The sequence below is a fragment of the uncultured Rikenella sp. genome, from assembly GCF_910577125.1.
Classification (GTDB): domain Bacteria; phylum Bacteroidota; class Bacteroidia; order Bacteroidales; family Rikenellaceae; genus Rikenella.
Genome location: NZ_CAJTMN010000004.1, coordinates 26,587 through 49,055 on the forward strand (window position 1 = coordinate 26,587; position 22,469 = coordinate 49,055).

18 protein-coding genes and 1 tRNA gene are annotated in these 22,469 nt (G+C 61.6%); 16 read left to right on the top strand and 3 right to left on the bottom strand.

Features of this window, described 5'->3' with window-relative positions:
* Positions 1–141 precede the first annotated feature (141 nt).
* The 3 genes from QZ292_RS01120 to QZ292_RS01130 all read left to right on the top strand — a co-directional run bounded on the left by QZ292_RS01120 (position 142) and on the right by QZ292_RS01130 (position 4,531).
* Positions 142–2,508 (top strand): ABC transporter permease, encoded by a 2,367-nt coding sequence (locus QZ292_RS01120; protein WP_294596628.1) that lies wholly within the window; start codon positions 142–144, stop codon positions 2,506–2,508.
* Positions 2,509–2,725: 217 nt separating this feature from the next.
* Entirely contained in the window at positions 2,726–3,406 is a 681-nt protein-coding gene (locus tag QZ292_RS01125) for an ABC transporter ATP-binding protein (RefSeq protein ID WP_294596720.1), read from the top strand.
* A gap of 123 nt (positions 3,407–3,529) precedes the next feature.
* Positions 3,530–4,531, top strand: coding sequence for a cation diffusion facilitator family transporter (locus tag QZ292_RS01130; RefSeq protein ID WP_294596630.1), 1,002 nt, complete (start codon positions 3,530–3,532; stop codon positions 4,529–4,531).
* A 16-nt stretch (positions 4,532–4,547) separates the two neighbouring features.
* Here QZ292_RS01130 and QZ292_RS01135 read toward each other — a convergent pair whose 3' ends face one another.
* The gene (locus QZ292_RS01135; protein ID WP_294596634.1) at positions 4,548–7,367 is read right to left on the bottom strand and encodes an NPCBM/NEW2 domain-containing protein; all 2,820 of its coding nucleotides are present in this window, start codon (positions 7,365–7,367) and stop codon (positions 4,548–4,550) included.
* Positions 7,368–7,501: 134 nt separating this feature from the next.
* Here QZ292_RS01135 and QZ292_RS01140 point away from each other — a divergent pair, with 134 nt between their 5' ends.
* From QZ292_RS01140 to cmk, 5 genes are all read left to right on the top strand, one after another.
* Positions 7,502–9,004, top strand: coding sequence for a TolC family protein (locus QZ292_RS01140; RefSeq protein WP_294596637.1), 1,503 nt, complete (start codon positions 7,502–7,504; stop codon positions 9,002–9,004).
* A gap of 6 nt (positions 9,005–9,010) precedes the next feature.
* Positions 9,011–10,120 (top strand): efflux RND transporter periplasmic adaptor subunit, encoded by a 1,110-nt coding sequence (locus QZ292_RS01145; protein WP_294596642.1) that lies wholly within the window; start codon positions 9,011–9,013, stop codon positions 10,118–10,120.
* 445 nt (positions 10,121–10,565) lie between these two features.
* Positions 10,566–11,012: a hypothetical protein gene (locus tag QZ292_RS01150; RefSeq protein ID WP_294596646.1), complete on the top strand. Its 447-nt coding sequence runs from the start codon at positions 10,566–10,568 to the stop codon at positions 11,010–11,012.
* A gap of 174 nt (positions 11,013–11,186) precedes the next feature.
* Positions 11,187–11,843: a LysE family transporter gene (locus QZ292_RS01155; RefSeq protein ID WP_294596651.1), complete on the top strand. Its 657-nt coding sequence runs from the start codon at positions 11,187–11,189 to the stop codon at positions 11,841–11,843.
* Between the two features lie 7 nt (positions 11,844–11,850).
* The gene (gene cmk / locus QZ292_RS01160; protein ID WP_294596656.1) at positions 11,851–12,531 is read left to right on the top strand and encodes a (d)CMP kinase; all 681 of its coding nucleotides are present in this window, start codon (positions 11,851–11,853) and stop codon (positions 12,529–12,531) included.
* Positions 12,532–13,376: 845 nt separating this feature from the next.
* Here the strand turns inward: cmk and QZ292_RS01165 are convergent.
* Together QZ292_RS01165 and QZ292_RS01170 are read right to left on the bottom strand one after the other, a co-directional pair.
* Positions 13,377–13,595: a hypothetical protein gene (locus tag QZ292_RS01165; protein ID WP_294596659.1), complete on the bottom strand. Its 219-nt coding sequence runs from the start codon at positions 13,593–13,595 to the stop codon at positions 13,377–13,379.
* Between the two features lie 160 nt (positions 13,596–13,755).
* Positions 13,756–13,902, bottom strand: a complete 147-nt coding sequence (locus QZ292_RS01170) for a hypothetical protein (RefSeq protein ID WP_294596661.1) — start codon at positions 13,900–13,902, stop codon at positions 13,756–13,758.
* A gap of 117 nt (positions 13,903–14,019) precedes the next feature.
* Here QZ292_RS01170 and QZ292_RS01175 point away from each other — a divergent pair, with 117 nt between their 5' ends.
* The 8 genes from QZ292_RS01175 (at position 14,020) to QZ292_RS01210 (ending at position 22,467) form a co-directional block, all read left to right on the top strand.
* Positions 14,020–15,294: a folylpolyglutamate synthase/dihydrofolate synthase family protein gene (locus QZ292_RS01175; protein WP_294596664.1), complete on the top strand. Its 1,275-nt coding sequence runs from the start codon at positions 14,020–14,022 to the stop codon at positions 15,292–15,294.
* A 70-nt stretch (positions 15,295–15,364) separates the two neighbouring features.
* A complete protein-coding gene (gene ricT / locus QZ292_RS01180; RefSeq protein WP_294596668.1) occupies positions 15,365–16,840 on the top strand; it encodes a regulatory iron-sulfur-containing complex subunit RicT in 1,476 nt (491 codons plus the stop codon).
* A 91-nt stretch (positions 16,841–16,931) separates the two neighbouring features.
* On the top strand, positions 16,932–17,375 hold the full coding sequence (locus QZ292_RS01185) for a hypothetical protein (protein WP_294596673.1): 444 nt from the start codon (positions 16,932–16,934) through the stop codon (positions 17,373–17,375).
* Between the two features lie 30 nt (positions 17,376–17,405).
* Positions 17,406–18,149: a tRNA (guanosine(46)-N7)-methyltransferase TrmB gene (trmB, locus tag QZ292_RS01190; protein ID WP_294596675.1), complete on the top strand. Its 744-nt coding sequence runs from the start codon at positions 17,406–17,408 to the stop codon at positions 18,147–18,149.
* Positions 18,146–19,045: a 4-hydroxy-3-methylbut-2-enyl diphosphate reductase gene (locus QZ292_RS01195; RefSeq protein WP_294596680.1), complete on the top strand. Its 900-nt coding sequence runs from the start codon at positions 18,146–18,148 to the stop codon at positions 19,043–19,045. Before trmB ends, QZ292_RS01195 begins: the two co-directional genes overlap by 4 nt.
* 68 nt (positions 19,046–19,113) lie before the next feature.
* Positions 19,114–19,184, top strand: a tRNA-Cys gene (locus QZ292_RS01200).
* A gap of 320 nt (positions 19,185–19,504) precedes the next feature.
* Entirely contained in the window at positions 19,505–20,206 is a 702-nt protein-coding gene (locus QZ292_RS01205; protein ID WP_294596685.1) for a DNA mismatch repair protein MutT, read from the top strand.
* 23 nt (positions 20,207–20,229) lie between these two features.
* Entirely contained in the window at positions 20,230–22,467 is a 2,238-nt protein-coding gene (locus QZ292_RS01210) for a glycoside hydrolase family 3 C-terminal domain-containing protein (RefSeq protein WP_294596690.1), read from the top strand.
* Positions 22,468–22,469: the final 2 nt, after the last annotated feature.

Below are 22,469 nucleotides of genomic sequence, written 5' to 3' on the forward strand. Positions count from 1 at the left end.
ACATTTTTTGAAAAGGTGTTGAAACCGACACGCGGGCGCATCCGAAATCCCGTTTCGATGCGTCTTATGAACGGCAGGGTGGCAAGACGGTATGGTCGCCCTGCCGTTCTTTCGGTTTTTAATTTTTTGAATGCAAGTAACATGAGACTGTTTTTCCGTCAATTCCTGACCACGATGCGCCGTTTCCGGCTGGCCTGCGGGCTGAACATCGTGGGGTTGAGCGTGGCTTTCGCCGCTTTTATCCTGATTCTGATGCAGGTGAGGTACGAGTCGACTTTCGACCGCTTCCACCGGAATGCCGACCGGATCTGCCAGGCCGAGATGCTGATGTCCGAGGGGTTCGTGCCGGTCGTCTCGTCGGAGTTCGGCCGGACGTTCGGCGGAATGGGGGCGGGGATCGAGGCCTATGCCCTGCTGGTGCCGCCTTTTGAAGATACGTATGTCACGGTCGAACGCAACGGGACGAAGGTCGGCTTCGTACAGCCGGTGGTGAAGGCCGAGGCGGCCTTTACCGATATCTTCACGCCGGAGATGGTGGAAGGAGTTGCCGATGCGCTGCGGGAACCGGGCAAGGTGCTTCTGCCGGCGTCGCTGGCGCGGAGCTTTTTCGGCACGGAGCACGGTGTGGTGGGGCGCGGGGTGACGGTGAGGGGAAAGGAGTATGAGGTCGGCGGGGTCTACCGCGATTTTCCGGACAATTCGCAGATCAAAAACCTCCTCATTTTACCGCTTGTTTTCGGGTCCGACGAGTACAGTTGGGATAACGCCAACTATCAGATGTATGTGCTGCTTCGTCCGGGGGTCGATCCGGCGCAGGTTGTGGAGGGGTGGAAAGCGTTTCCGATCACCAATAAGATAGATATGGGGATGGAGATAACGGCGAATCTCGTCCGGCTGTCGGATCGCTATTACGACGACCGGACGGCGGCTTTCGGACTGGGTGCGCTGACGGAACGCGGCAACCGGACGACGATGACGCTGCTGTTGTCCATCGCGCTGCTGGTGATCGGTATCGCGGCCGTGAATTTCGTGAACTTTGCCACGTCGCTCACCCCGCTGCGGATCAAAAATATCAATACCCGCAAGGTGCTGGGCTCTCCGGTCGGGACGCTGCGGGCGGAACTGATCTTCGAGTCTGCGGGTATCGCTCTGTTGGGCTTCTGCCTGGCTCTGTTGTGGGTCTACCTGCTGGGGGGTACCGGTTTCAACGAACTGATCTCGGGCGGCATCTCGTTCTCGACCTACAGCGGGGTGATCTGGTTAGGGCTGGCGGTGGCTCTGGGCGTAGGGATTCTGGCAGGTATCTACCCGGCGGTCTACACGACCTCGTTCCCTCCGGCGCTGGTGCTGAAAGGATCGTTCGGGATGTCTCCGAAAGGGCGGAAGCTGCGGACGGCGCTGATCGGCTTCCAGTTCGTGGTCTCGCTGGGCCTGATCGTGGCTGCGATGTTCATGCAGTTGCAGAACAGCTACCTGCGTGGAGTCGATACGGGGCTGGATTACGAGGGGATTGCGATGGCCCGGATAGGCGGCGAGCTCCGCGGATCGAAGGCGTTCGAGGAGCGGGTGGTGCAGTCGCCGCTGGTCGAGGAGGTGGGCTATTCGGAGAGACCGCTGGGGTTGACCAATCTGCATGCTCAGTGGGGACGCGAGCTCCGGGGGACGACGATTATCTTTGCGGCCGACCATGTCTCGTGGAACCTGCCCCGGATGCTGGGGGTCGAGCTGTTGGACGGGGACTATTTCACGGAGACGGATGCACGGCGCGAGGGGTGTTATCACTACCTGTTCAACGAGTCGGCGGCCCGGGAGTTCGGACTCTCGATGCAGGAGCCGCTGAACGAACAGGGATGGGGCGGAGAGGCCCGGTTGACGGGAATCGCCCGGAATTTCAACTACGGGTCGCTGCATGCCGGAGTGGGGCCGATGGCGATGGTGCTGGTGGGAAGGGAGTCGGGGCTCGATGCCGATCGGTTGCAGACCGCCTATTTCAAAATTAAGGGCGACCCTTATGCGGCGGTCGAACACATCCGGCGGGCGGCGGCCGAAATCGATCCGGCTTACCCGATCGACCTGCAATTCTTCGATGCGGCGTTCGATGCGCTGTACCGGAAGGAGTTGAAGGTGACGACGCTGATCACGGTCTTTTCGCTGCTGGCGGTGGTGCTTTCGTTGGTGGGGGTCTTCGGGCTGGTGGTCTTCGAGACGCAGTATCGGCGCAAGGAGATCGGGGTGCGGAAGGTGATGGGGGCGACGGTGGGCGAGATTCTGGCGATGTTCAATAAATCCTTTGTCCGGTTGGTGCTGATCTGCTTCGTGGTGGCGGCTCCGCTGGCATGGTATGGTGTACGGGAGTGGTTGGGAACGTTCGCCTACCGGACGCCGATCTACTGGTGGGTTTTCGCGATTTCGCTGCTGATCGTGCTGACGATTACGCTGGCCACGGTGACGATCCAGAGTTGGCGGGCTGCGACGGCCAATCCGGTGGACGAGATCCGGGCGCAGTAGAGCCTGTCGCCGGGGCGTTCCGGTGTCAAAAAATTAGACACTCGGTGTCTAATTTTTTGACAGAAGTGTCCGAAGGGTGTATAGCTAAGTGACTGTTTGACAGAAAATTATTAACTTTGGCACGATTTCGGCATGAAAACAGGGTGTCGATAACCAAGTAAACCGAACGACAAAACATTCAACAATCATGGAAAATACCATTCAAATCTCTGATCCGATGCTTCGCATCGAAGGCCTCAGCAAGTATTTCCGTACGGAAGAGGTGGAAACCATTGCGCTGAACCAGGTTTCGATGGCGGTCTCCCCGGGCGAGTTCGTGGCGATCATGGGGCCGTCGGGGTGCGGCAAGTCGACGCTGCTGAATATCCTCGGGCTGCTCGACAATCCGTCAGAAGGCAAATACTTCCTCCTGGACAAGGAGGTGGGGTCGCTCAAGGAGAAGGAACGGACGCTGTACCGCAAGGGAAACATCGGGTTCGTGTTCCAGAGCTTCAACCTGATCGACGAACTGAATGTGTTCGAAAATGTCGAGCTGCCGCTGATCTACCTGCGCATCCCGGCCAAGAAGCGGAAGGAGATGGTGAACGAAATCCTGAACCGGATGAACATCAGCCACCGGGCGGGTCACTTCCCGCAACAGCTCTCGGGGGGGCAGCAGCAGCGTGTGGCGATCGCGCGTGCGGTGGTGGCGCAGCCGAAGCTGATTCTGGCCGACGAACCGACCGGGAACCTCGATACCAAGAACGGGCAGGAGGTGATGACACTCCTCTCGGAACTGAACCGCGAGGGGACGACGATCATCATGGTGACCCACTCGCAGCGTGACTCGACCTACGCCCACCGGATCATCAACCTGCTGGACGGTCAGATCGTGGACAGCGTCAAGAACGAGCTGTAGAGCTTACAGCAGCGGATACTTCTCTGTTTTCTTCATATAAAAAACGACAGGTCTGTCGCTTCCGTCCGTCTCGCATCCGGCGAGGCGGGGAGGCGGCAGGCCTTTTTTCGTATATTTGTCCGTATGAAGACAATGGATCGGGTAAAACAACGGGTGCAGACGGAGATGGTCGTCGTCTCGGTGGCGCTGATGGCCGGCAAGTTCGTCGCGTTCTTCCTGACGGATTCGGTGGGGATTCTGACCGATGCGCTGGAGAGTATCGTCAATGTGACGGCCGGCTTGATCACGCTGTACAGCCTGCATCTGGCGGCCAAGCCGAAGGATGCGGGACATCCGTTCGGACACGGCAAAGTGGAGCTGATTTCCGCGTCGATCGAAGGGCTGATGATTCTGCTGGCGGGGATCTGGATCGGCGTCGAAGGGGTGAAGCGGCTCTTCGAACCCCGGATGCCGGGGAGGCTGGATATCGGGATCGCGGTGGTGGCGGCGGCCGGGGCGGTGAACTATCTGGCCGGGTGGTGGAGCATCCGGATGGGGCGGCGGTACGACTCGATCGCGCTGGTGGCCGGCGGGAAACACTTGCAGACGGACACCTGGTCGACGGTGGGGTTGGTGGCGGGGCTGCTGTTGCTCTACTTCACCCGGATTCCGTGGATCGACGGCGCGCTGGCGGTGCTTTTCGGCGTGCTGATCGGGGTGGCCGGCGGGCGGATTCTGCACAAGACGATCGGCGGCCTGATGGACAGGGCGGATCGGGAGACGCTGGAGCAGATCGTGCGCGGGGTGTCGGCGCGGAGGAGGCCGGAGTGGATCGATGTGCACAACCTCAAGGCCATCCGCTACGGCAGCCTCTTGTATGTCGATTGCGACCTGACGCTGCCGTGGTATTTCAATATCGCGCAGGGGCACGATGCGTGCGAGGAGCTGAAAGGGGCGCTCAGTGCGGCGTTCGACGGGCGGGTGCTGGTCTCCATCCATTCGGATTCGTGCGAGGAGCGCCACTGTGCGCATTGCGAGGTGGCGGATTGTCCCTACCGGCGGGAGCCGTTCGAGGCGCCCCAGCCGCTGACCCTCGGCGAGATGACCAAAAACGACGAGACGAGGCACGCCGAGGGCGAGGAGTGAGAGGAGCGGTCGGATGCTATTCGATGGTGTACCACGTGTAGCCCCGGGCGGGAATAGTAACGTGCAGGGTCGCCCGGTACTCCCGGTCGAGGCGGTAGCTTTTCGCCGGGCCTTCCGCTTCGCGGATGCGTGCCCGCGTGGTCAGGCCGGTGTAGTAGAGCGGCAGCCGGATGGTGCGGGTGATCGCCCGGTCGGTGGGGTTGAAGAACATGGCCAGACCTTTGACGGGGCCGCTCGGGTCGACGTGCAGCAGGCCGTCCCACTCCCGGGCGTCGGGACGCCGCAGGTGGATGATGTCGCTGTTGAGGATCCGGCGGTAGCGTTTGTACCAGTCGATCACCTCGGTGACGGCCTCTTTGGTCGCGGGGGTGTCGTAGAGCCGCGGCCCGCGGTAGCAGGCCTGAACGCCGGCGCCGTAGTTCTGCATCATGTGGGTCTTGTACTCGTACAGGTGGTCGCTGAGCGGCTCCAGCGTGGCGGCGGCGCCTCCGCCCTGGTATTCGACGAGGGGCACGAAGCTCCAGCAGGCCGAGGCCGGACGATCCCACGTGCAGTCGTAGTTCAGCTGCCGGGCGTGGATGATTTGCCGGTCGCGCGGCAGCGACCAGTTGGTCTCGCGATAGCCGATGCCGGTCTTGGTCGAGCCGTTCAGGAAGTAGAAGTCGGGCACGTTGATGTAGATGCCCTGTCGGCACATCCAGTGGTAGAGGTCGGTCACGGTGCGGAACTGGTTCCACTGCGAGTCGTCGAGCCCGTTGTGATAGGCGTGGGCGGTCGAGGCGCAGACGTCGCCCGGGTAGGAGCCGTCGTGTTCGAAACAGCGCATCCCGGTCTTTTCGAAAAAGGTGCGGATTTTCGCGAAATAGTCATGCCCCCACTGGCTGGAGAGGCAGGGCGAGCTGCCGAATTTCGCGCCGCCCCGCCGGCCGGTCGCCGGGTTGATGACGTCTACGCTGTCGCTGATCCAGCGGCTGGCCAGCAGGGAGTAGCAGCCCATCTCGATGCCCCGTTCGGCGGCATAGTCGACCAGCGTTTTCCACTTTTCGATATTTTGTGCCGAGGTGTCTTCGGCGTTCAGCCCCGAACCGAAGCTGATGATGATCATCTCGTAACCGGTCGAGTCGCACTGGTCGACGGCCTGCCGGATGACGGCCGGGTCGGACGAGGTGAGGTGCATGAAGATCGGATTCTGGGTCACCCACGGGGTCAGGGTGTGGTACATGCGGCGTTTGAAGAGCCCTTTGCGTTCGCGGTCGTCGCTGTCGAACGGCATCTCGCAGACGGCGAACGACCGGAAGGTCTCGCCGGGCTGGACGCTCTGGGCGGGGCCGATCGGCGGGGCGACCTCCAGGATGCAGGGGGTCTGGAGGTTATAGTTCCGCTGCGAGGTGTAGCGCGGGTCTTCGACCCACCGCTCCGTGATGTCGGTCTGGGGTTCGAAGAACTCGCCGCCGCAGGCGTAGTCGCTCTCGATGTGGATGTTGGGCAGCCGGAATTTCGTCGGGTCGCCTCCGCCGGGCGATTCGGGTTCGGCGAAGGCCAGCTGTTCCAGCCGGAAACGGTCGACGGTCACGGGGGCCGACGCTCCGTTGTGCAGGGTGAACCGTTTGCGCACCACGGGCAGCCGGTCGTACAGGGTGTAGGCGATCCGGACAGTCGTGGCGCCCAGCTCTTCCGGGCCGCGCAGGGTGAAGGTCAGGGTGGAGCCGGTCGGATCGTCGGTGTTCAGCGCCCAGCGGTTCCGGTTCCAGGACAACGTCTCTACGTCCGGGGTGAATTCGAAGGCTTCGAGGGTGAAGGAGCCCGGCACGGAGGTCAGCCGGTCTAACCATTTCGGGTCTAAGTAGCCGCGTTCGGGCTGGCCGTCCAAGCCGCCGAGCGGGTACTCGCGGCCGTCGAGGGTGAGGGTGCCTTCGCCGCTCACGGCGCGGATGAGGCTCTCGCCGGTCATCCGGTTGACGATCTCGGTGGTCGCTAAGTTCGGCACGAGCCGGAAGACGCGGGCCACGAAGTCGTTGGCGAGGATCACCCCTTTCCGGTCGGGAGTGGCGTACAGCCGGGCGCGCGAGGGCGACGGGTCGATCAGCCAGTCGTAGGAGACGGGGGTGTAGAGCGCTTCCGAAGTGAGAACGGGCAGCTGGTCGAGTTGACGCAGCAGCTCTTCCTGAGCGGCGGTCAGCGCGTTCGGAAGGTGATTCGTCGAGTCGGCGGTGATGGCTTCGGGGCACCGGTCGCCGTCGTATTCAATCCGGGGAGCGATCCACAGGGCGTGGTCGCCGCTGGAACCGTCGTCGGTCGGTTCGGCGGCCAGCTCCAGCCGGGAGATGCCGGTCAGGTCGAGTTCGATGCTTTGCGGTGCATCGCCTGCGTGCAGGACGCCGCTGTCATAGAGGTCACGGCCGTCGCCCCGCACGACGAACCGCACGGAGCCGGGACCCACCGTCCCGTCGGGACGGGCGAGGCCGACGAACTGTCTGTCGTCTCCGTCCGTCGCATACCACAGTCTGGAGCCGTCCGTCAGGGCGATGGGGCTCAGGTCGGAGGCGGTGTAGTCGATGTCGTTGTCGGCGACGCCGACCCGGGCCCGGAACGAACGGGCCCGGCGGTGCAGGTCGAGCTGCAAAATCGACGGGGCGTGGGTGCCGATGACGTCGGTGAAAGTCTCGCCGCCGACGGTGGCCGGACGACCGGTGACGGCACGTCCGATCTGTGCGGCGCCGTAGCTCTGGCGCACGGTTTCGGGGTGCAGGTCGGTGAGTCGGAAGGTCTGGCGGGCGGCGAGCGGGCGGATGCTCAGCAGCAACAACCCGGCTGCGAGAAGACGGAGGGTTCGCATGAGAAGAAGAGTTGGGTTTAGGTCGGTTGCAAAAATAGACAGTTTTTTCGAATCGGGAGAAAACGGGGCTCTCCGATTATTCGGCGGCCCGATTTGTCCGGTTGATGGAAAATAGCGATATTTGTCCTACTTATATGAAAAGCTATACGAAAATCCGGCTCTGGGGGGCTCTGCTGTGCCTTGCGGCGGCTGTCGGGCCGGCGGTGGGACGGGAGACGGTGCGTTTGTCGCTGGGGGAGGCGATCGAGCGGGCGCAGGCCTACTCGATCGATGCCATGATGGCCAAACACACCTACCTGAGCCAGTATTGGCAGTATCGCTCCTACCGGGCGCAGATGCTGCCGTCGCTGTCGCTGAGCGGGACGATCCCCAATTTCGACAAGTCGTACACTTCGCTCCAGAATGCGGTGACGGGGGGATATAATTATGTGGATAATTATGCGATGCGCAACTCGCTGGGCTTATACTTGCAGCAGAATATCGCGGCCACGGGCGGGAACATTCAGCTCTACACGGGTCTCGACCGGCTCGACCAGTTCGCGCCGGAGCGGGAGGTGACCTGGAACTCGGCGCCGGTGAGCCTGATTCTCAACCAGCCGATCGGCGGCTTCAACCAGCTCCGGTGGGACAAGCGGATCGAGCCGGTCAGGTACGAGAAGGCGAAGTATGAATATCTGGAGTCGATGGAGGCGATTACGGCACAGGCGGTGACGCTGTTTTTCGACCTCCTCGTGGCGCAGCAGAACCTCGATATCGCCCTGAAAAATCGGGATAATACGGATACGCTCTACAAAATCTCGCAGGAGCGGTTCCGGATCGGCTCCATCTCGAAAAACGACCTGATGCAGCTCGAACTGCGGCTGCTGAACGAGGGGATGTCGGTCAATACCAATAAATTGCAGCTGGATCTGGCGGCGGCGCGGTTCAAATCCTATCTGATGCTCGACGAGGGGGATTCGGTGAGGCTCGATATTCCGGGGAGTGTCCCGGAGGTGGAGATCCCGATCGAGGAGGCCTACCGGCTGGCGTTCACCAACACGTCGTTCGAATACCGGAACCGGATCAGCCAGCTCGAGGCGGAGATGAGTGTGGCGCAGGCCAAGGCGAACCGGAGACCGCAGGCGACGGTCTATGCCCGGTTCGGGCTCAACCAGGTGGCGGGGACGATCGGCGGGGCGTATCGCAATCCGCTGGACCAGGAGACGGTCAGGATGGGGATCACGGTGCCGATCTTCGACGGGGGGGTGGCGCGCGGAAAGGTGCGGATGGCGCTCTTCAGGCAGGAGGTGACGGAGGCGGAGATCGATAAGGAACGAATCGACCGGAAACAGGATATCTACCTGAAAGTGATGCAGTTCAATAACCAGAACACGCAGTGTGCCGTCTCGGCCCGGGCCGATTCGGTGGCGGCCGAGCGGTATGCGCTTTCGCTGCGTCAGTTCGCGGCGGGGAAGATCAGTGTCCTGGACTTCAATACGGCCCAAAGCGAACGCAATACGGCGCACACGAGTTATCTCGCGGAGCTGCAGAACTACTGGAACTACTACTACGCGATACAGCGCTACACGCTGTTCGATTTCCTGCACGGACGCAATATCGCGGCGTGTTTCGATGTCGTTTCGCTGGAAAAACAATAGTCGGTCATGAGAACGAACTTATTTCGGCAGATATTCCGTTTGTTACTCGGTGCCGGGGGGACGCTGTTGCTCTCCTGCGCGGGCGGGGCGGCTTCGAATGAAAGCGGGGATTCGGCGGTATTGAAAAAGGAGCAGAGGCAGATGGCCAATCCGGTGGATACCATCGTGTTGAGGCGGGGAACGTTCCGGTCGCAGCTGATCAGCAACGGGAAACTGAGGGCGCAGCAGAAGAGCGATCTGAGGTTTGCGGCGACGGGGACGGTGACGTGGCTGGCGGGCGGAAACGGTACGGTGGTGAGGGCGGGGGCGCCGGTGGCGCGGATCGATGACCGCGAGGCGCAGATCCGGCTGGAACAGGCCCGGCAGGCGATGCACAAGGCGGATCTCGACCTGCAGGATGCGTTGCTGGGGTTCGGATACGATGTGGCGGATACGGCGCGGGTGCCGGACGAGACGATGCGGATCGCCCGTTTGCGGTCGGGATACGACGCGGCGGTGACGGGATTGCGGAGTGCGCGGCTGGCGGTGGATAACTGTGTCCTGACGGCGCCGTTCGGGGGGCGGATTGCGAACCTGAAGACCAAATTACACGAGAATCCGAAGGGGGATTTCTTCTGCTCGGTGATCAACGACGGCTCGTTCGACGTGGAGTTCAATATCCTCGAAAGCGAGCTCACGAGTGTCCGGCCGGGGCAGGAGGTGCGGGTGGCGACGTTCGTCGAACCGACGAAACGCTACGCGGGGCGGGTGGTGCAGGTCAATCCCACGGTGGACGACAAGGGGCAGATCACGGTGACGGCCAATATTCCCAATCCGGGGAGGCTGATCGACGGGATGAATGTGAAGGTCTACGTCGAGAGCTCGGTGGCGGACAAGCTGGTGGTGCCGAAGAGTGCGGTGCTGGTGCGGGACGACCGGGAGGTGCTTTTCCGCTACGATCCGGAGACGGGGCGGGCGATGTGGACATATGTGCTGATCGAGATGTCGAACAGCGATTCGCATGCGGTGGTGCCCAATACGGATCGGGGGGCGGAGCTGAACGTGGGGGATGCGGTGATCGTTTCGGGGAATCTCAACCTGGCGGACGGGTCGGAGGTGGAGATCATACGGCGGTGAGCCGAAATAGAATGAATCGCTCTCGTCGCGCGGACGAAGAATTGGGCTGAGTTGAAAAGTGGAAATGCGTAAGCATTTCCCCGTCCACGGGACGTGGGGCCCGCCCGGCCCGAGGGCAGTCGAAGCTCGACAGTCGCCCGCCCGCCTAAAAGGGCATATTCTGTTGGTTGGCGAGTGCCAACCAACGAGAATTGCCGCGGGCGACTGAAAAACGCATTAACAAACCCGCGCGCCACGCCTTAAGAGGAAAATCATTCAAAAGCGTTCCACGCTTTTGGATAAGATTTTCCAAGGCGCGCGGAAAATGCGAACAAAACTTATCCGCGCGCGACTAACTGGAGAAGGAAATCGTTAGAACAATGATGAATTGTTCTAACAAGATTTCCGCCAGCGCGCGGACAGAGGACGGAACGGCACTTGGTCTGACTTTACGCGGGACGCGGATGTGCCGCTGAACGGGACATTCCCTTATTACTCCGATGGAGTTGTCGGGGAATCCTTCGGGAAAGGTGATTACAAGGCGACCAACGGTCGGTTGTACAAGGTAAGCACCTCGGGTACGGGAACCCCGCTGGCCTGGTACCCCGCCTCGGGCTACCGCCATTCGAACTCGGGCGCTCCGGTGAGTGTCGGTTGCAGCGGGTACCATTGGGCTACATCCGTTCAGGCTGTCAGCAGCAACCACTTAGCTTTCGAACCTGCCATGCTGAATCCTAGCTACGTGAACTACCGTGGCCACGGTCTTCAGTTGCGTTGCCTCGCGGAAGAAACAGAAGAGACCAACATCCCGCCCCGGGCTATCGCTACGCACCCTCGGGCGCCCCGGGCGGAATCGGACACAGTGGATTCAGCTGGGCTTCTGCGATCAACGATACCAATGGGGTGTACTTAGGTTTCAGCGTGACGAGCCTCCTTCCCAGCGGAGTAAACTATCGCGCTGACGGTTTTCAGTTGCGTTGCCTCTCGGAATAAACGGATGACTCGAACGGCCGGAAGTCGAAAGACTGCTGAAAAATCGAAAACAAAAGAGGCGATGGGAGACGCCGGACAAGTATAGAGAAGAAAAATGATGAATTCGTTGTTGTTGCCGTTGCAAGGAGTGTTGGTCGGTTTTCTGGCCTCTGTGCCGTTGGGGCCGATCGGGGTGATCTGTATCCAGAGGACGCTGAACGGAACGCAGCGGAGCGGATTCTTCTCGGGACTGGGGGCGGCTACGGCGGACACCTTGTTCGCTACGCTCGCTGTCTTTTCGCTCTCGTTCATGACCGACTTTATGGACGAACACAAACAGTGGTTTACGGCGATCGGGGGAATTCTGATTATCGCGGTCGGGTTCTCGATCTTTTACAAACGGGTCAGAAGGGCCAGCCAACGGAGGCAGACTCGGAGCAGCTTGCTGAGCGATTACCTCTCGACGTTCTTCCTGACGCTCACAAATCCGGCTTATATTCTGGTATTCATTACGCTGTTCGCGGCGCTGGGGATCAGCAGCGAGGGGGGACGGACGGGGGGAAATCTGTCGCTTATCTTCGGCGTGCTGACCGGGGCGACGTGCTGGTGGTTCCTGCTCACCTATGCGGTGGATAAACTGAGGAAACGCTTTCGGCTCAGGCACTTGTGGTGGATCAATAAAATCACGGGGGGGGTGATTATCCTTTTCGGAGTCTTGCTGGTGCTGAGTCTGGTGGTGGATCTGGGGCCTGTGGACCGGATTTTAGCTTAAATGCCGAATGAAAAAAAAGATCATTATCGCAATTGACGGCTATTCGTCGTGCGGGAAAAGCACGTTCGCCAAGGCGGTGGCGGCGAAGCTCGGGTATATCTTTATCGATACGGGGGCGATGTATCGGGCGGTGACGCTGTTCGCCATGCGGAACGGTCTGGCGGATCGGCCAGAGGCGTTGGCGGAGAGGCTGCCGGAGGTGAGAATCGATTTCCGGTTCGATCCGGAGACGGGACGGAGCGATGTCTATCTGAACGGTGAGAATGTCGAGCAGGAGATCCGGCGGATCGATGTGAGCAGCCGGGTGAGTGCGGTGAGCAGCATTCCGGCGGTGCGGGCCAAGCTGGTGGCGATGCAGCAGGAGATGGGGCGTCGCAAGGGGGTGGTGATGGACGGACGGGATATCGGAACGATGGTCTTTCCGGAAGCGGAACTGAAGATTTTTATGACGGCGGATCCGCATGTCCGGGCGGAGCGGCGTTATAAAGAGTTGATAGCGAAGGGTGAAAAGGTGTCGTTGGATGAAATCGAACAGAATATCCGGGAGCGGGATCATCAGGATGAGACGCGGGCGGTGAGTCCGTTGCGTCGGGCGGCGGATGCGGTGGTGTTGGACAACAGCGGGATGACGGTAGAAGAGCAGATGCGCTGGATCGACCTCCGCCTCGCTGCTCTCGAACAAGGGTGATTCGTCTAAATAGAAATTGATTCGGAGGGTTGCCCGGCCGAGTGGTTTGTGCGGGCAAATAGTGTGCGGAGGCTGCCGCAGCGCAGTCGATACCTGAGTCTTGCGGAGTGTGAGGTGCGCGGATAAAGAATGGAGCCGACACGGCCGCAGAAATGCGAAGCATTTCCCGTCCACGGGACGTGGGGCCCGGCCGGCCCGAGGCCAGTCGAAGCTCAGCAGTCGCCCGCCCGCTTAAAGAGGGCATATTCTGCCGATTGGCGGTGAGCCAATCCGGCAAGAATTGCCGCGGGCGACTCAAATTGGGGTAGACACGGCCGGCCTTCGAGTGCCGAGCGGCACCGCGCCGACGCCTTAAGAGGGAAATCGTCAAAATGCACCTGTGCGTTTTGACAAGATTTCCCAAAGGCGCGCGGACGAAGAACGGGGTATAGGCTGCCAGCGTTCGAGTGCCGAAGGCACCGGCGGAGCGATAGCGCGATTCGCAGAATCGCCGTCCTCGGGCGCAGCGACGCACAAGCGGCGCGAGGGGGGCGCTGAGGACGAATGCCGCAGAATGGGGCGGTGGATGGGCTGTGCTCTTGCGGTTCGCAGAACCGCCGGCCTCGTCGCCCAGGCGCGAAGCGCCTCGGGGGAGTGGGCGACAGGCCGAATGGGGCCGGGCTGCTGGCTGTGGGTTGGGTGAGGTTGTGGCGGGCCGGAGCCAGCGTGGGCGCAACGAGCATTGCGAAGTTGCGGCCCTACGCCTGGGGTGGCTTCGGCCCGCGCGGCTCTTCGAGCCGCAGGGTTTGAAAATCATATAGGATCAAGCTCGGGCTCGAAGTTCCCCAATCAGTCGAGTCTTCCGTTTATTCCGAGAGGCAACGCAACTGATGACCGCGGCCACGGTAGTCCACGTTGCAGGGAGTGAGGCTCTGCGCGCCGAAACCCAAGTACATGTTGTGGATACCGCTGACCGACGATGAATTGTTGAATCCGTAGTAGCCAACGAGGCTCAGCCCGCCACTGGTTCTCTCGCGGAGGCCCGGGGCGGGGTGTTTTCCGCGCGCCTTTGGAAATCCAGTCAAAACGTGCCAGCACATTTTGACGATTCCCCTTTTAAGGCGTGGCGCGCGGTCGAGCATCGACTGCGCTCGGGCCGCCAGGCCCCGCGTGCCCGCGGTGGGCGGATGGCTGTGTCGGCCTAATTGGATAGAGGCTGCCATTTCGGAGTGCCCGCAGCCCCGTTTATTCCGAGAGGCAACGCAACTGAAAACCGTAAGCACGGTTGAGCGTGCCGCTGGGGTCGAGGTGCTGCGAATGGAAATATAAGTCCAGGCTGCCGATGCCGCTCGTAGCGGAAGACCAGCTGAACCCGTTGTAGCCGACGGCCACCGGATCACCTAACTGTCCATGGAAACCCGCATCGCGGAAGCCCGGGGCGGGGTATCAGACGAATAGGGCAGACGAGCAGGAATGAATAGAAAACGATTGATTCTCCGATAGATCAATATGGATTACGCAGAAAGCATTGCCTATCTGTATGCCGCCGCTCCCATGTTCCAGAGCGTCGGCAGCCGGGCCTATAAAGAGGGACTGGAGACCACCGAAGCGCTCAACGAACTGCTCGGGAAACCGTATGAAACTTATCCCACGGTGCATGTCGCCGGAACCAACGGCAAAGGGTCTGTCTCGCAGATGCTCGCGGCCGTGTTGCGGGAGGCAGGGTATAAAGTGGGCTTGTACACCTCGCCTCACCTGCGGGATTTTCGCGAACGGATGCAGGTGGACGGGCAGATGATTCCGGAACAGGAGGTCATCGGGTTCGTCGAGCGGATGAAACCCCATATCGAACGGCTGAAACCCTCGTTTTTCGAGATTACGACCGCCATGGCCTTCGACTTTTTCCGCCGCTATGCCGTGGACATTGCCGTCGTGGAGGTCGGGATGGGCGGACGACTCGACTGTACGAACGTCATCACCCCGCTGGTGAGCGTCATCACCAACATCAGCTTCGACCACAGACAGTTTCTGGGGCAGACGCTGCCCGAGATCGCCGGCGAGAAGGCGGGGATTATCAAGTCCGGCGTGCCGGTCGTCGTGGGCGAGTTCCAGCCGGAGACCGCACCGACTTTCATCGCAAAGGCGCAGGAGGCGGACTCGCCCATTCTCTTTGCCGACCAGCGGTATCGCTGCGACAGGCACGACGGGCGGATGTTCGAGGTCGAGAACCGGGGCGACGGCTACCGGTTTACCGTGCAGCTCGGGATGGAGGGCGATTACCAGCAGCGGAACCTCTGCACCGCGCTGGCCGCGCTGGATATGCTGACCGACCGGCTGCCGAGGCCGCTCACCACCAACGAAGTGCGGCGGGGGCTGGCTGCGGCGAGGGTGCCCGGGCGGTGGCAGCATATCGAAACGGCGGACGACCCGTGTCCGATTGTCTGCGACACGGGACACAACGAGGCGGGGCTGGCCTTTGTGGCGGGGCAGCTGAAAAGGCAGTCTTACGAAACGCTCTACTTCGTTTTCGGCGTTGTGGCGGATAAAGAGTTGGAGCATATTCTTCCGCTGCTGCCGCGGGAAGCGCACTACCTCTTCACGCAGGCTTCGCTGCCGCGGGCGCTGGCGGCGGAGCAGCTGGCGGAGGTCTGTCGCGCGGCGGGGTTACGGGGCGAAACGGTCGCTTCCGTACCGCAGGCGCTCGATCGTGCGCGCGTGCTGGCCGGCCCGCGAGACCTGATCTTCGTCGGCGGCAGCACCTTCACGGTTGCAGAAGTGCTGTAATCGTCATACCTTTGTATCGATCCGGCCTCCCGCCTCTCCGGGCAGGGGGCTTTCACAATACGCGAAGACGATGACTTGTCAGAAAAATATCACCCGGGGATGCTGCTTCTCGACCGATGCCAACGGCGAGCCGACGGCGCATAACTGTCCGGGGGCCCATAAACTCGAAGTGTTCGACTGGATGGCCGACCTGCCGGATCCGCTGGCCGAAAACACCATCTATGAGGTGCAGTTCAAAAATACCCGGAAAGGATACTACTGGAACAATGCGGGAATCCCGCTCAAGGTGGGCGACATCGTCGCCGTCGAGGCCAGCCCGGGACACGATATCGGGATCGTCACCCTCACCGGCGAGCTGGTGACCCGGCAGATGAAGCGCACGGGGTTCAATCCGCAGGGGCTCGAATGCAAGAAAATCTATCGGAAAGCCAAACCGTACGACATCGAAAAGTGGCAGGAGGCCATCGGGCTGGAGCATCCGACCATGATCCGCTCGCGGCAGATCGCCGCCGACCTGCACCTCAACATGAAGATCGGCGATGTGGAGTATCAGGGGGATAAGCTGAAGGCCATCTTCTATTACATCGCCGACGAACGGGTCGACTTTCGCGAACTCATCAAGGTGCTGGCCGACCAGTTCCGCATCCGGGTCGAGATGCGCCAGATCGGCGCGCGGCAGGAGGCGGGACGGATCGGAGGGATTGCCCCGTGCGGACGCGAGCTCTGCTGTTCGACCTGGATGAACAGCTTCTCGTCGGTCACGATCGGGGCGGCGAGACATCAGGAGATCTCGCTCAATCCGCAAAAACTGGCCGGGCAGTGCGGAAAACTCAAATGCTGTCTCAATTACGAGCTGGACTCCTATATCGACGCCCGGCGGGCGTTTCCGAGGCTCAACGGGTCGTTGGAGGCGATGGACGGCAGCTATCATCTGGTCAAAAGCGATATCTTCAAAAAACTGATGTGGTTCAGCCCAGACCCGCACTCGACGGCGGTGATGATTCCGCTGACCACGGATCGGGTGCGGCAGATCGTGGCGATGAACCGCCGGGGCGAGAAGGTGGACAAGCTGGAGGATGCGGCGCTGCTCGCGGCGCAGCATAGCGCGCCGGCAGAGCCGGAGATCAAGAACGTGGTGGGCGAGGAGAGCATTACGCGGTTCGACCACGCGCGGAGCGGAGGACGGAAGCGTGGCGGACAGGGGCGGAACCGGGGAAACCGCGAGAACAACCGCGACCGGGGCAATAATCAGCGGGGAGACAAGACGGAAAAGGCAGAGAAATCGGAGAAATCGGGTGGCGGGCGGCCTACGGCCCGGCCCGAAGTGGCGGCGCGGAACGGCGGGGGTGACGAACGGGCGGAGGCACGACCGACAGCGAGGCCGGAACTGTTGGCCAAGGCGAATGGCGAGCAGGGCGGGGCTGCCAATAACGGCGGCAACAACGGCAATCGGGGAGGAAACAACTATCGGAACCGGAATCCGCGGCGGAGGCCGGGAAATCGCCCGCAGGGCGGAGGGACGAACAACGGCGGACAGGGGGCCTGACGGGATGGGGCGGAAGAAGATCGGATACGGATGCGTGTTCTTCGGCCTCGTGTTGGCTTCTCTCCTAGTGGGGTGCAGCGGGGGAAAATATATGGAGATGTACGACTTGCCGCGCGAAGGATGGGGACGCGAGGAGGCGATCGTCTTCTGTTTCGAACCCGACTCGGCGGCAGGAACGAGGGGAGAACAGTGGATCGACATCTCGATCCGGTATGACGACGATTATCCGTATGCCACATTGCCGCTGGTGATAAAGGCGGTGACGCCCGACAAACGGTTCTGGGCTGACACGGTCGAATTCGCGCTGAGGAGGCCGGCGGGGGACGGAGAGCCGGGCGAAGGGGCATATCGCAGGGCCGGAAGGCACTATTCCAATCACAACGATATTACCCGCCGTTATCGCAGCGGGATTCGATTCGCCCAGCGGGGAGAATACGCGTTGTCGGTGCGGCAGTTGACCGGTGTGGAGCGGATCCGGGGGATTCGATCCATCGGGGTGGTGGTGAGCGGGGCGCGGCCGGTGCGGAGACGGTGACCGGTCTTTTTTGTGAACCTGTTTGCGAACATGGGAAAAAACAAACTCAAGAAATTCAGCGAAAATCTCACCTTTCGCTGCCTGATCCAACCGCAATTCGAAGAGATATTCCACCGCGACCATCCGCTCAAGGGGCGGTGGCGGAGCGACTTTTTCGGCAACGACCGGCCGATCGTGCTGGAACTCGGATGCGGACGCGGCGAATACACCGTCGGGCTGGCGGAGGCCGATCCCGCGGCGAACTACATCGGGGTCGATATCAAGGGGGCCCGGATGTGGCGCGGCGCCAAGACGGCTACGGAGAACCGGATGGCCAATGTGGCTTTTCTGCGGACGCGGATCGAATTTATCGACTCCTTCTTCGCGCCGGACGAGGTGGATCAGATATGGATCACCTTTCCCGACCCGCAGATGAACAAGCGGCGGGTCGCCAAGCGGCTGACGGCGCCGGGATTTCTGGAGCGCTATGCGCGTTTCCTGAAGCCGGATGGCATTATTCACCTGAAGACCGATTCGGGACACCTGCACGCATACACCAAGGCGGTGCTGGCGGCCAATGGGATGGCGCCGACGGTCTGCTGCAACGATATTTACGGGCCGCAGGGGATTGCCGACGCCACGCTGGCGATCAAGACGGCTTACGAAACGCGCTTCCTGGCGGAGGGGCTGCCGATCACCTACCTGCAATGGGCGCCGGGGGGACGACGGGAGTTCGAGGCGCCGGATTTCCCGGCCGACGAACTGCTGGTGGGAGAAAATACGCCGGTGCGATGAGAATTGAAATCGACGAACAATCGGGCTTCTGCTTCGGGGTCGTGAAGGCGATCACCACGGCCGAGGAGTGGCTGCGGACTAAGGAAGGGGCGGTGTGGTGTCTGGGCGACATCGTACACAACCGGGTCGAGGTGAACCGTCTGGAGCGGCTGGGGCTGCAGACGGTCGGACACGACCGGCTGCCGGAGCTGGTCGGCCGGTGCGTGCTGATCCGGGCGCACGGAGAGCCGCCGGCGACTTATGAGGCGGCGCGGCGGTACGGGATCGAGCTGGTGGACGCCACTTGTCCGGTGGTGGCCAAGCTGCAGGAACGGGTGAGGCGGGCGTGGGAGGCGATGCGGCAGGTGGGTGGGCAGGTCGTCCTGCTCGGAAAACCGGGACATGCCGAGGTGGTGGGGCTGACGGGGCAGACGAACGAGGAGGCGATCGTCATTGAGTCGGAAGCCGATCTGGAACGGATCGATTTCGGACGGCCGATCTGCCTGCTGTCGCAGACGACGCAGAGTCTGGCGCTGTTCAATGCCATCCGGGACGAGATTCTCCGGCGTGCGGAGCGGCCCGAGGCGGTGACGGTGCATGATACCATCTGTCGGCAGGTCTCGAACCGGAATCCCCACCTGAGGGAGTTTGCGGCGCGGTTCGATGCGGTGATTTTCGTGAGCGGCTCCAAAAGTTCGAACGGGAAGGCGCTCTACGAGGTGTGCCGGGGGGCGAATCCGCGGACGTACAAGGTCGAGGAGGCGGCGGAGTTGCGGCGGGAGTGGTTCGAGGGGGTCGGTTCGGTGGGAGTGTGCGGGGCGACCTCGACGCCGAAGTGGCTGATGCAGCGGGTGGCGGATGCGATCGCCGCCTTGGCTTCGGACGGAGAGCGGGGCGCGACGACGAGAGGGGAATAGAGGGAGCGGAGCGAAACATTTGCGAATTCCGAAAAAAGAGGCTATCTTTGCCCTGCAATTTACAGCCGGGTCGGTTGGCCGAGTGGTTAGGCAGAGGTCTGCAAAACCTCGTACAGCAGTTCGAATCTGCTACCGACCTCATACGGAGAGGATTTTTAATGCGCCGGTATATGAGGCGGGTTGAAAATCCTCTTTTCCTTTTTTCGAAGTCTGCGACATGGGAGGGGTTTCGGTCGGTCGCGGACTCTTTCATCGGATAAAATATGCGCCCGGTGGAAATACAATAACCTCCCCGGTGGATAGGCTCTGGAAATCAGCCTGTCGCCAGGCTTATCGTGCGGGTTTAAGTAGTGTATTATATACAGTAAGAGCTTGTTTAATAGATTGTCTGATAGTATTTTGTATAGCAAATGACTATATTTGTGCGGAACCGGCCCGAGGGCTGTTGAGGAATCGCTTATGGAATACATGTATGCCCATGTGTCGATCGATTGCGTGGTGTTCGGTTTTGACGGGAGGGAGCTGAATATCCTGCTGATCGAAAAGGAGGGGACGACGGATTTGAAACTCCCCGGCAGCCTGATTTACCAGATGGAGGATACGGACAGTGCCGCTCAGCGGGTGCTGTTCGAGCTTACCGGTATCCGGAGGATGAGCCTCAAGCAGTTCCGGTGTTTCAGCTCGCCCGACCGGACGGCGGATGTGCGGGATGTGGCGTGGCTCGAATCGACGTACGGACATCCGGTCGGACGGCTCATCACGATCGCCTACCTGTCGCTCTGCAAGATCAACCGGACGCTGAGCGCTGCGGCGCACAGCAGCGGAGCCCGGTGGTGTCCGGTCAGCGGCGTGCCTGTCATGCCGTTCGACCACAACCGCATCGTCGAGGAGTCGCTCGGTGAGATCCGCCAGTGGATCGAGACGGAACCGGCCATGCTTTTCGAACTGCTGCCCTCGAAATTCACGCTCTCGGAGTTGCGCGGACTGTATCAGGCCATTTACCGCAAACGGTTCGATATCCGGAATTTTTGCAAGAAAGTCGCCCGGATGGCCTATGTCGTGCGGCTCGACGAGAAGCAGACCGACGTCGCGCATCGCGCGGCACATTACTATAAATTCGACCGGATCGCTTATAACCGAACCCGCCGGGCGGTCGAATGATCTGATTTTGAATGCATTTCAGTATGAAAGCCGTTTTATTGATCTTTACGCTGGGCCTTGGCTGTCTGCGGGGGCTGGCCACAGGCGACCCGCGTCTGTATGTCGACCCGCGGGTCGATTCGCTGATCGCCCGGATGACGCTTCCGGAGAAGATTTCCCAGATGATGCACGCCAGTCCGGCCATTCCGAGGCTCGGCATTCCGGCCTACAACTGGTGGAACGAGTGCCTGCACGGCGTGGGACGGTCGGGCGATCGGGTGACGGTCTTTCCGCAGGCGATCGGGCTGGCGGCCACCTTCAATCCCGAGGCGTTGGAGCGGACGGCGGGGATGATCGCCGACGAGGCCCGCGCCATTTATAACCGGGCCAAAGGGACTCCCGACGAGGGGAAACAGTACAAAGGGCTGACCTTCTGGACACCGAATGTCAACATCTTCCGCGATCCCCGCTGGGGCAGGGGGCAGGAGACCTACGGAGAGGATCCCTGGCTGACCGGCCGGATGGGGAGCGCGATGGTGCGGGGGTTGCAGGGCGACGATCCGCGTTACTTCAAGGCCTCGGCGTGTGCCAAACACTATGCGGTGCATAGCGGGCCGGAGCCGGAACGCCATGCGTTCGATGCCCGGGTGAGCGCTTACGACCTGTGGGATACCTATCTGCCCGCTTTCCGCACGCTGGTGCGCGAGGCGGGGGTGTCGGGCGTCATGTGCGCCTATAACCGCTACGAGGGGCAGCCCTGCTGCGGCAGCGACAAGCTGATGCGGCTGATTCTGACCTACGAATGGGGCTTCGAGGGGTATGTCACTTCGGACTGCTGGGGGATCAGCGATTTCCACAAGTATCACGGAACGCATCCGGATGCGGCGACGGCGGCGGCAGATGCCGTGCTGCACGGGACGGATCTCGAATGCGGGAACGATTATGCGTCGCTCATGGAGGCGGTGGAGCGGGGGCTGATTACCGAGGAGCAGATCGATCTGTCGCTGCGGCGGCTCTTTATGATCCGCTTCCGGCTCGGTCAGTTCGAACCGGTGGGGCGGGTGCCGTATGACACGATTCCCGGTTCGGTGATCTCGTCGCCGGAACACCGGGCACAGGCGTTGGAGATGGCGCGGCAGTCGATGGTGCTGCTGCGGAACGAGGGCGTGTTGCCCTTCCGGCCGGGACGAATCAGGACGGTGGCCCTGCTGGGGCCGAATGCCGACAACGGAACGACGCAACTGGGCAATTACAACGGGATTCCGGTGGAGAACGTTACGTTGCGGATGGCGCTGGAGCGCGAACCGGGCCTGCGGGTGATCTACTATCCGGCGACGGACTTCACCGGGCCGCTGGCGGAGGGGCCGACGGTGGAGGAGGTGTTGGAGGCGATTGCCGGGGTCGATGCGGTGATCTTTGCCGGCGGGATTTCGCCCCTCCTGGAGGGCGAGGCGGGAGATGCCGGGAATGACGATATCAAGGGATTCCTCGGCGGCGACCGCAGCCGCATCGAGCTTCCGGCGGTGCAGACGGAGTGGATGAAGCGGCTCAGGGGGCTGGGCAAACCGCTGATCTTCGTGAATATGTCGGGCAGCGCGGTGGCCTTCCCGTGGGAGGCGGAGCATGCCGATGCGATCATTCAGGCGTGGTACGGCGGGCAGGAGACGGGCACGGCGCTGGCGGATATCCTCTTCGGGCGGTACAATCCGTCGGGCCGGCTGCCGGTCACGTTCTACCGCTCGACGGACGACCTGCCGGATTTCCGGGATTATCGGATGGAGGGCCGCACGTATCGCTATTTCGACGGAGAGGTGCTCTATCCGTTCGGCTATGGGCTGAGTTACGACAGGTATGCTTATTCCGCGCGGCGGATGCCCGATGCCGTTGAGGTCGGAGACTCCGTACGGGTGAGCATCGAGGTGCGCAACCGCGGACGACGGGGCGGCGAGGAGGTCGTACAGCTCTATGTCTCGCGGCGGGGGATGGTCTCCGGACGGCAGCCGATCTGTTCGCTGGCAGGGGTATGGCGGGTTCGGCTCGAACCGGGCGAACGGCGGGTGGTGAACTTTGCCGTGGCGCCGGAACAGCTCGGCGGGGTCGATGAGCGGGGGAATAGGGTGGTGATGCCGGGGCGGGTGCGCATCTGGGTCGGCGGGCGGACGCCGAATGCGGGTGCGGCGCGGTTCGGAGAGGAACCGGTGGCCGGCGAGGTGGTGCTGACCGGCGAACCGATACGGTTCGACCATGCCGGAAACCCGATCGAGACGGATAATCGAAAGTAAAT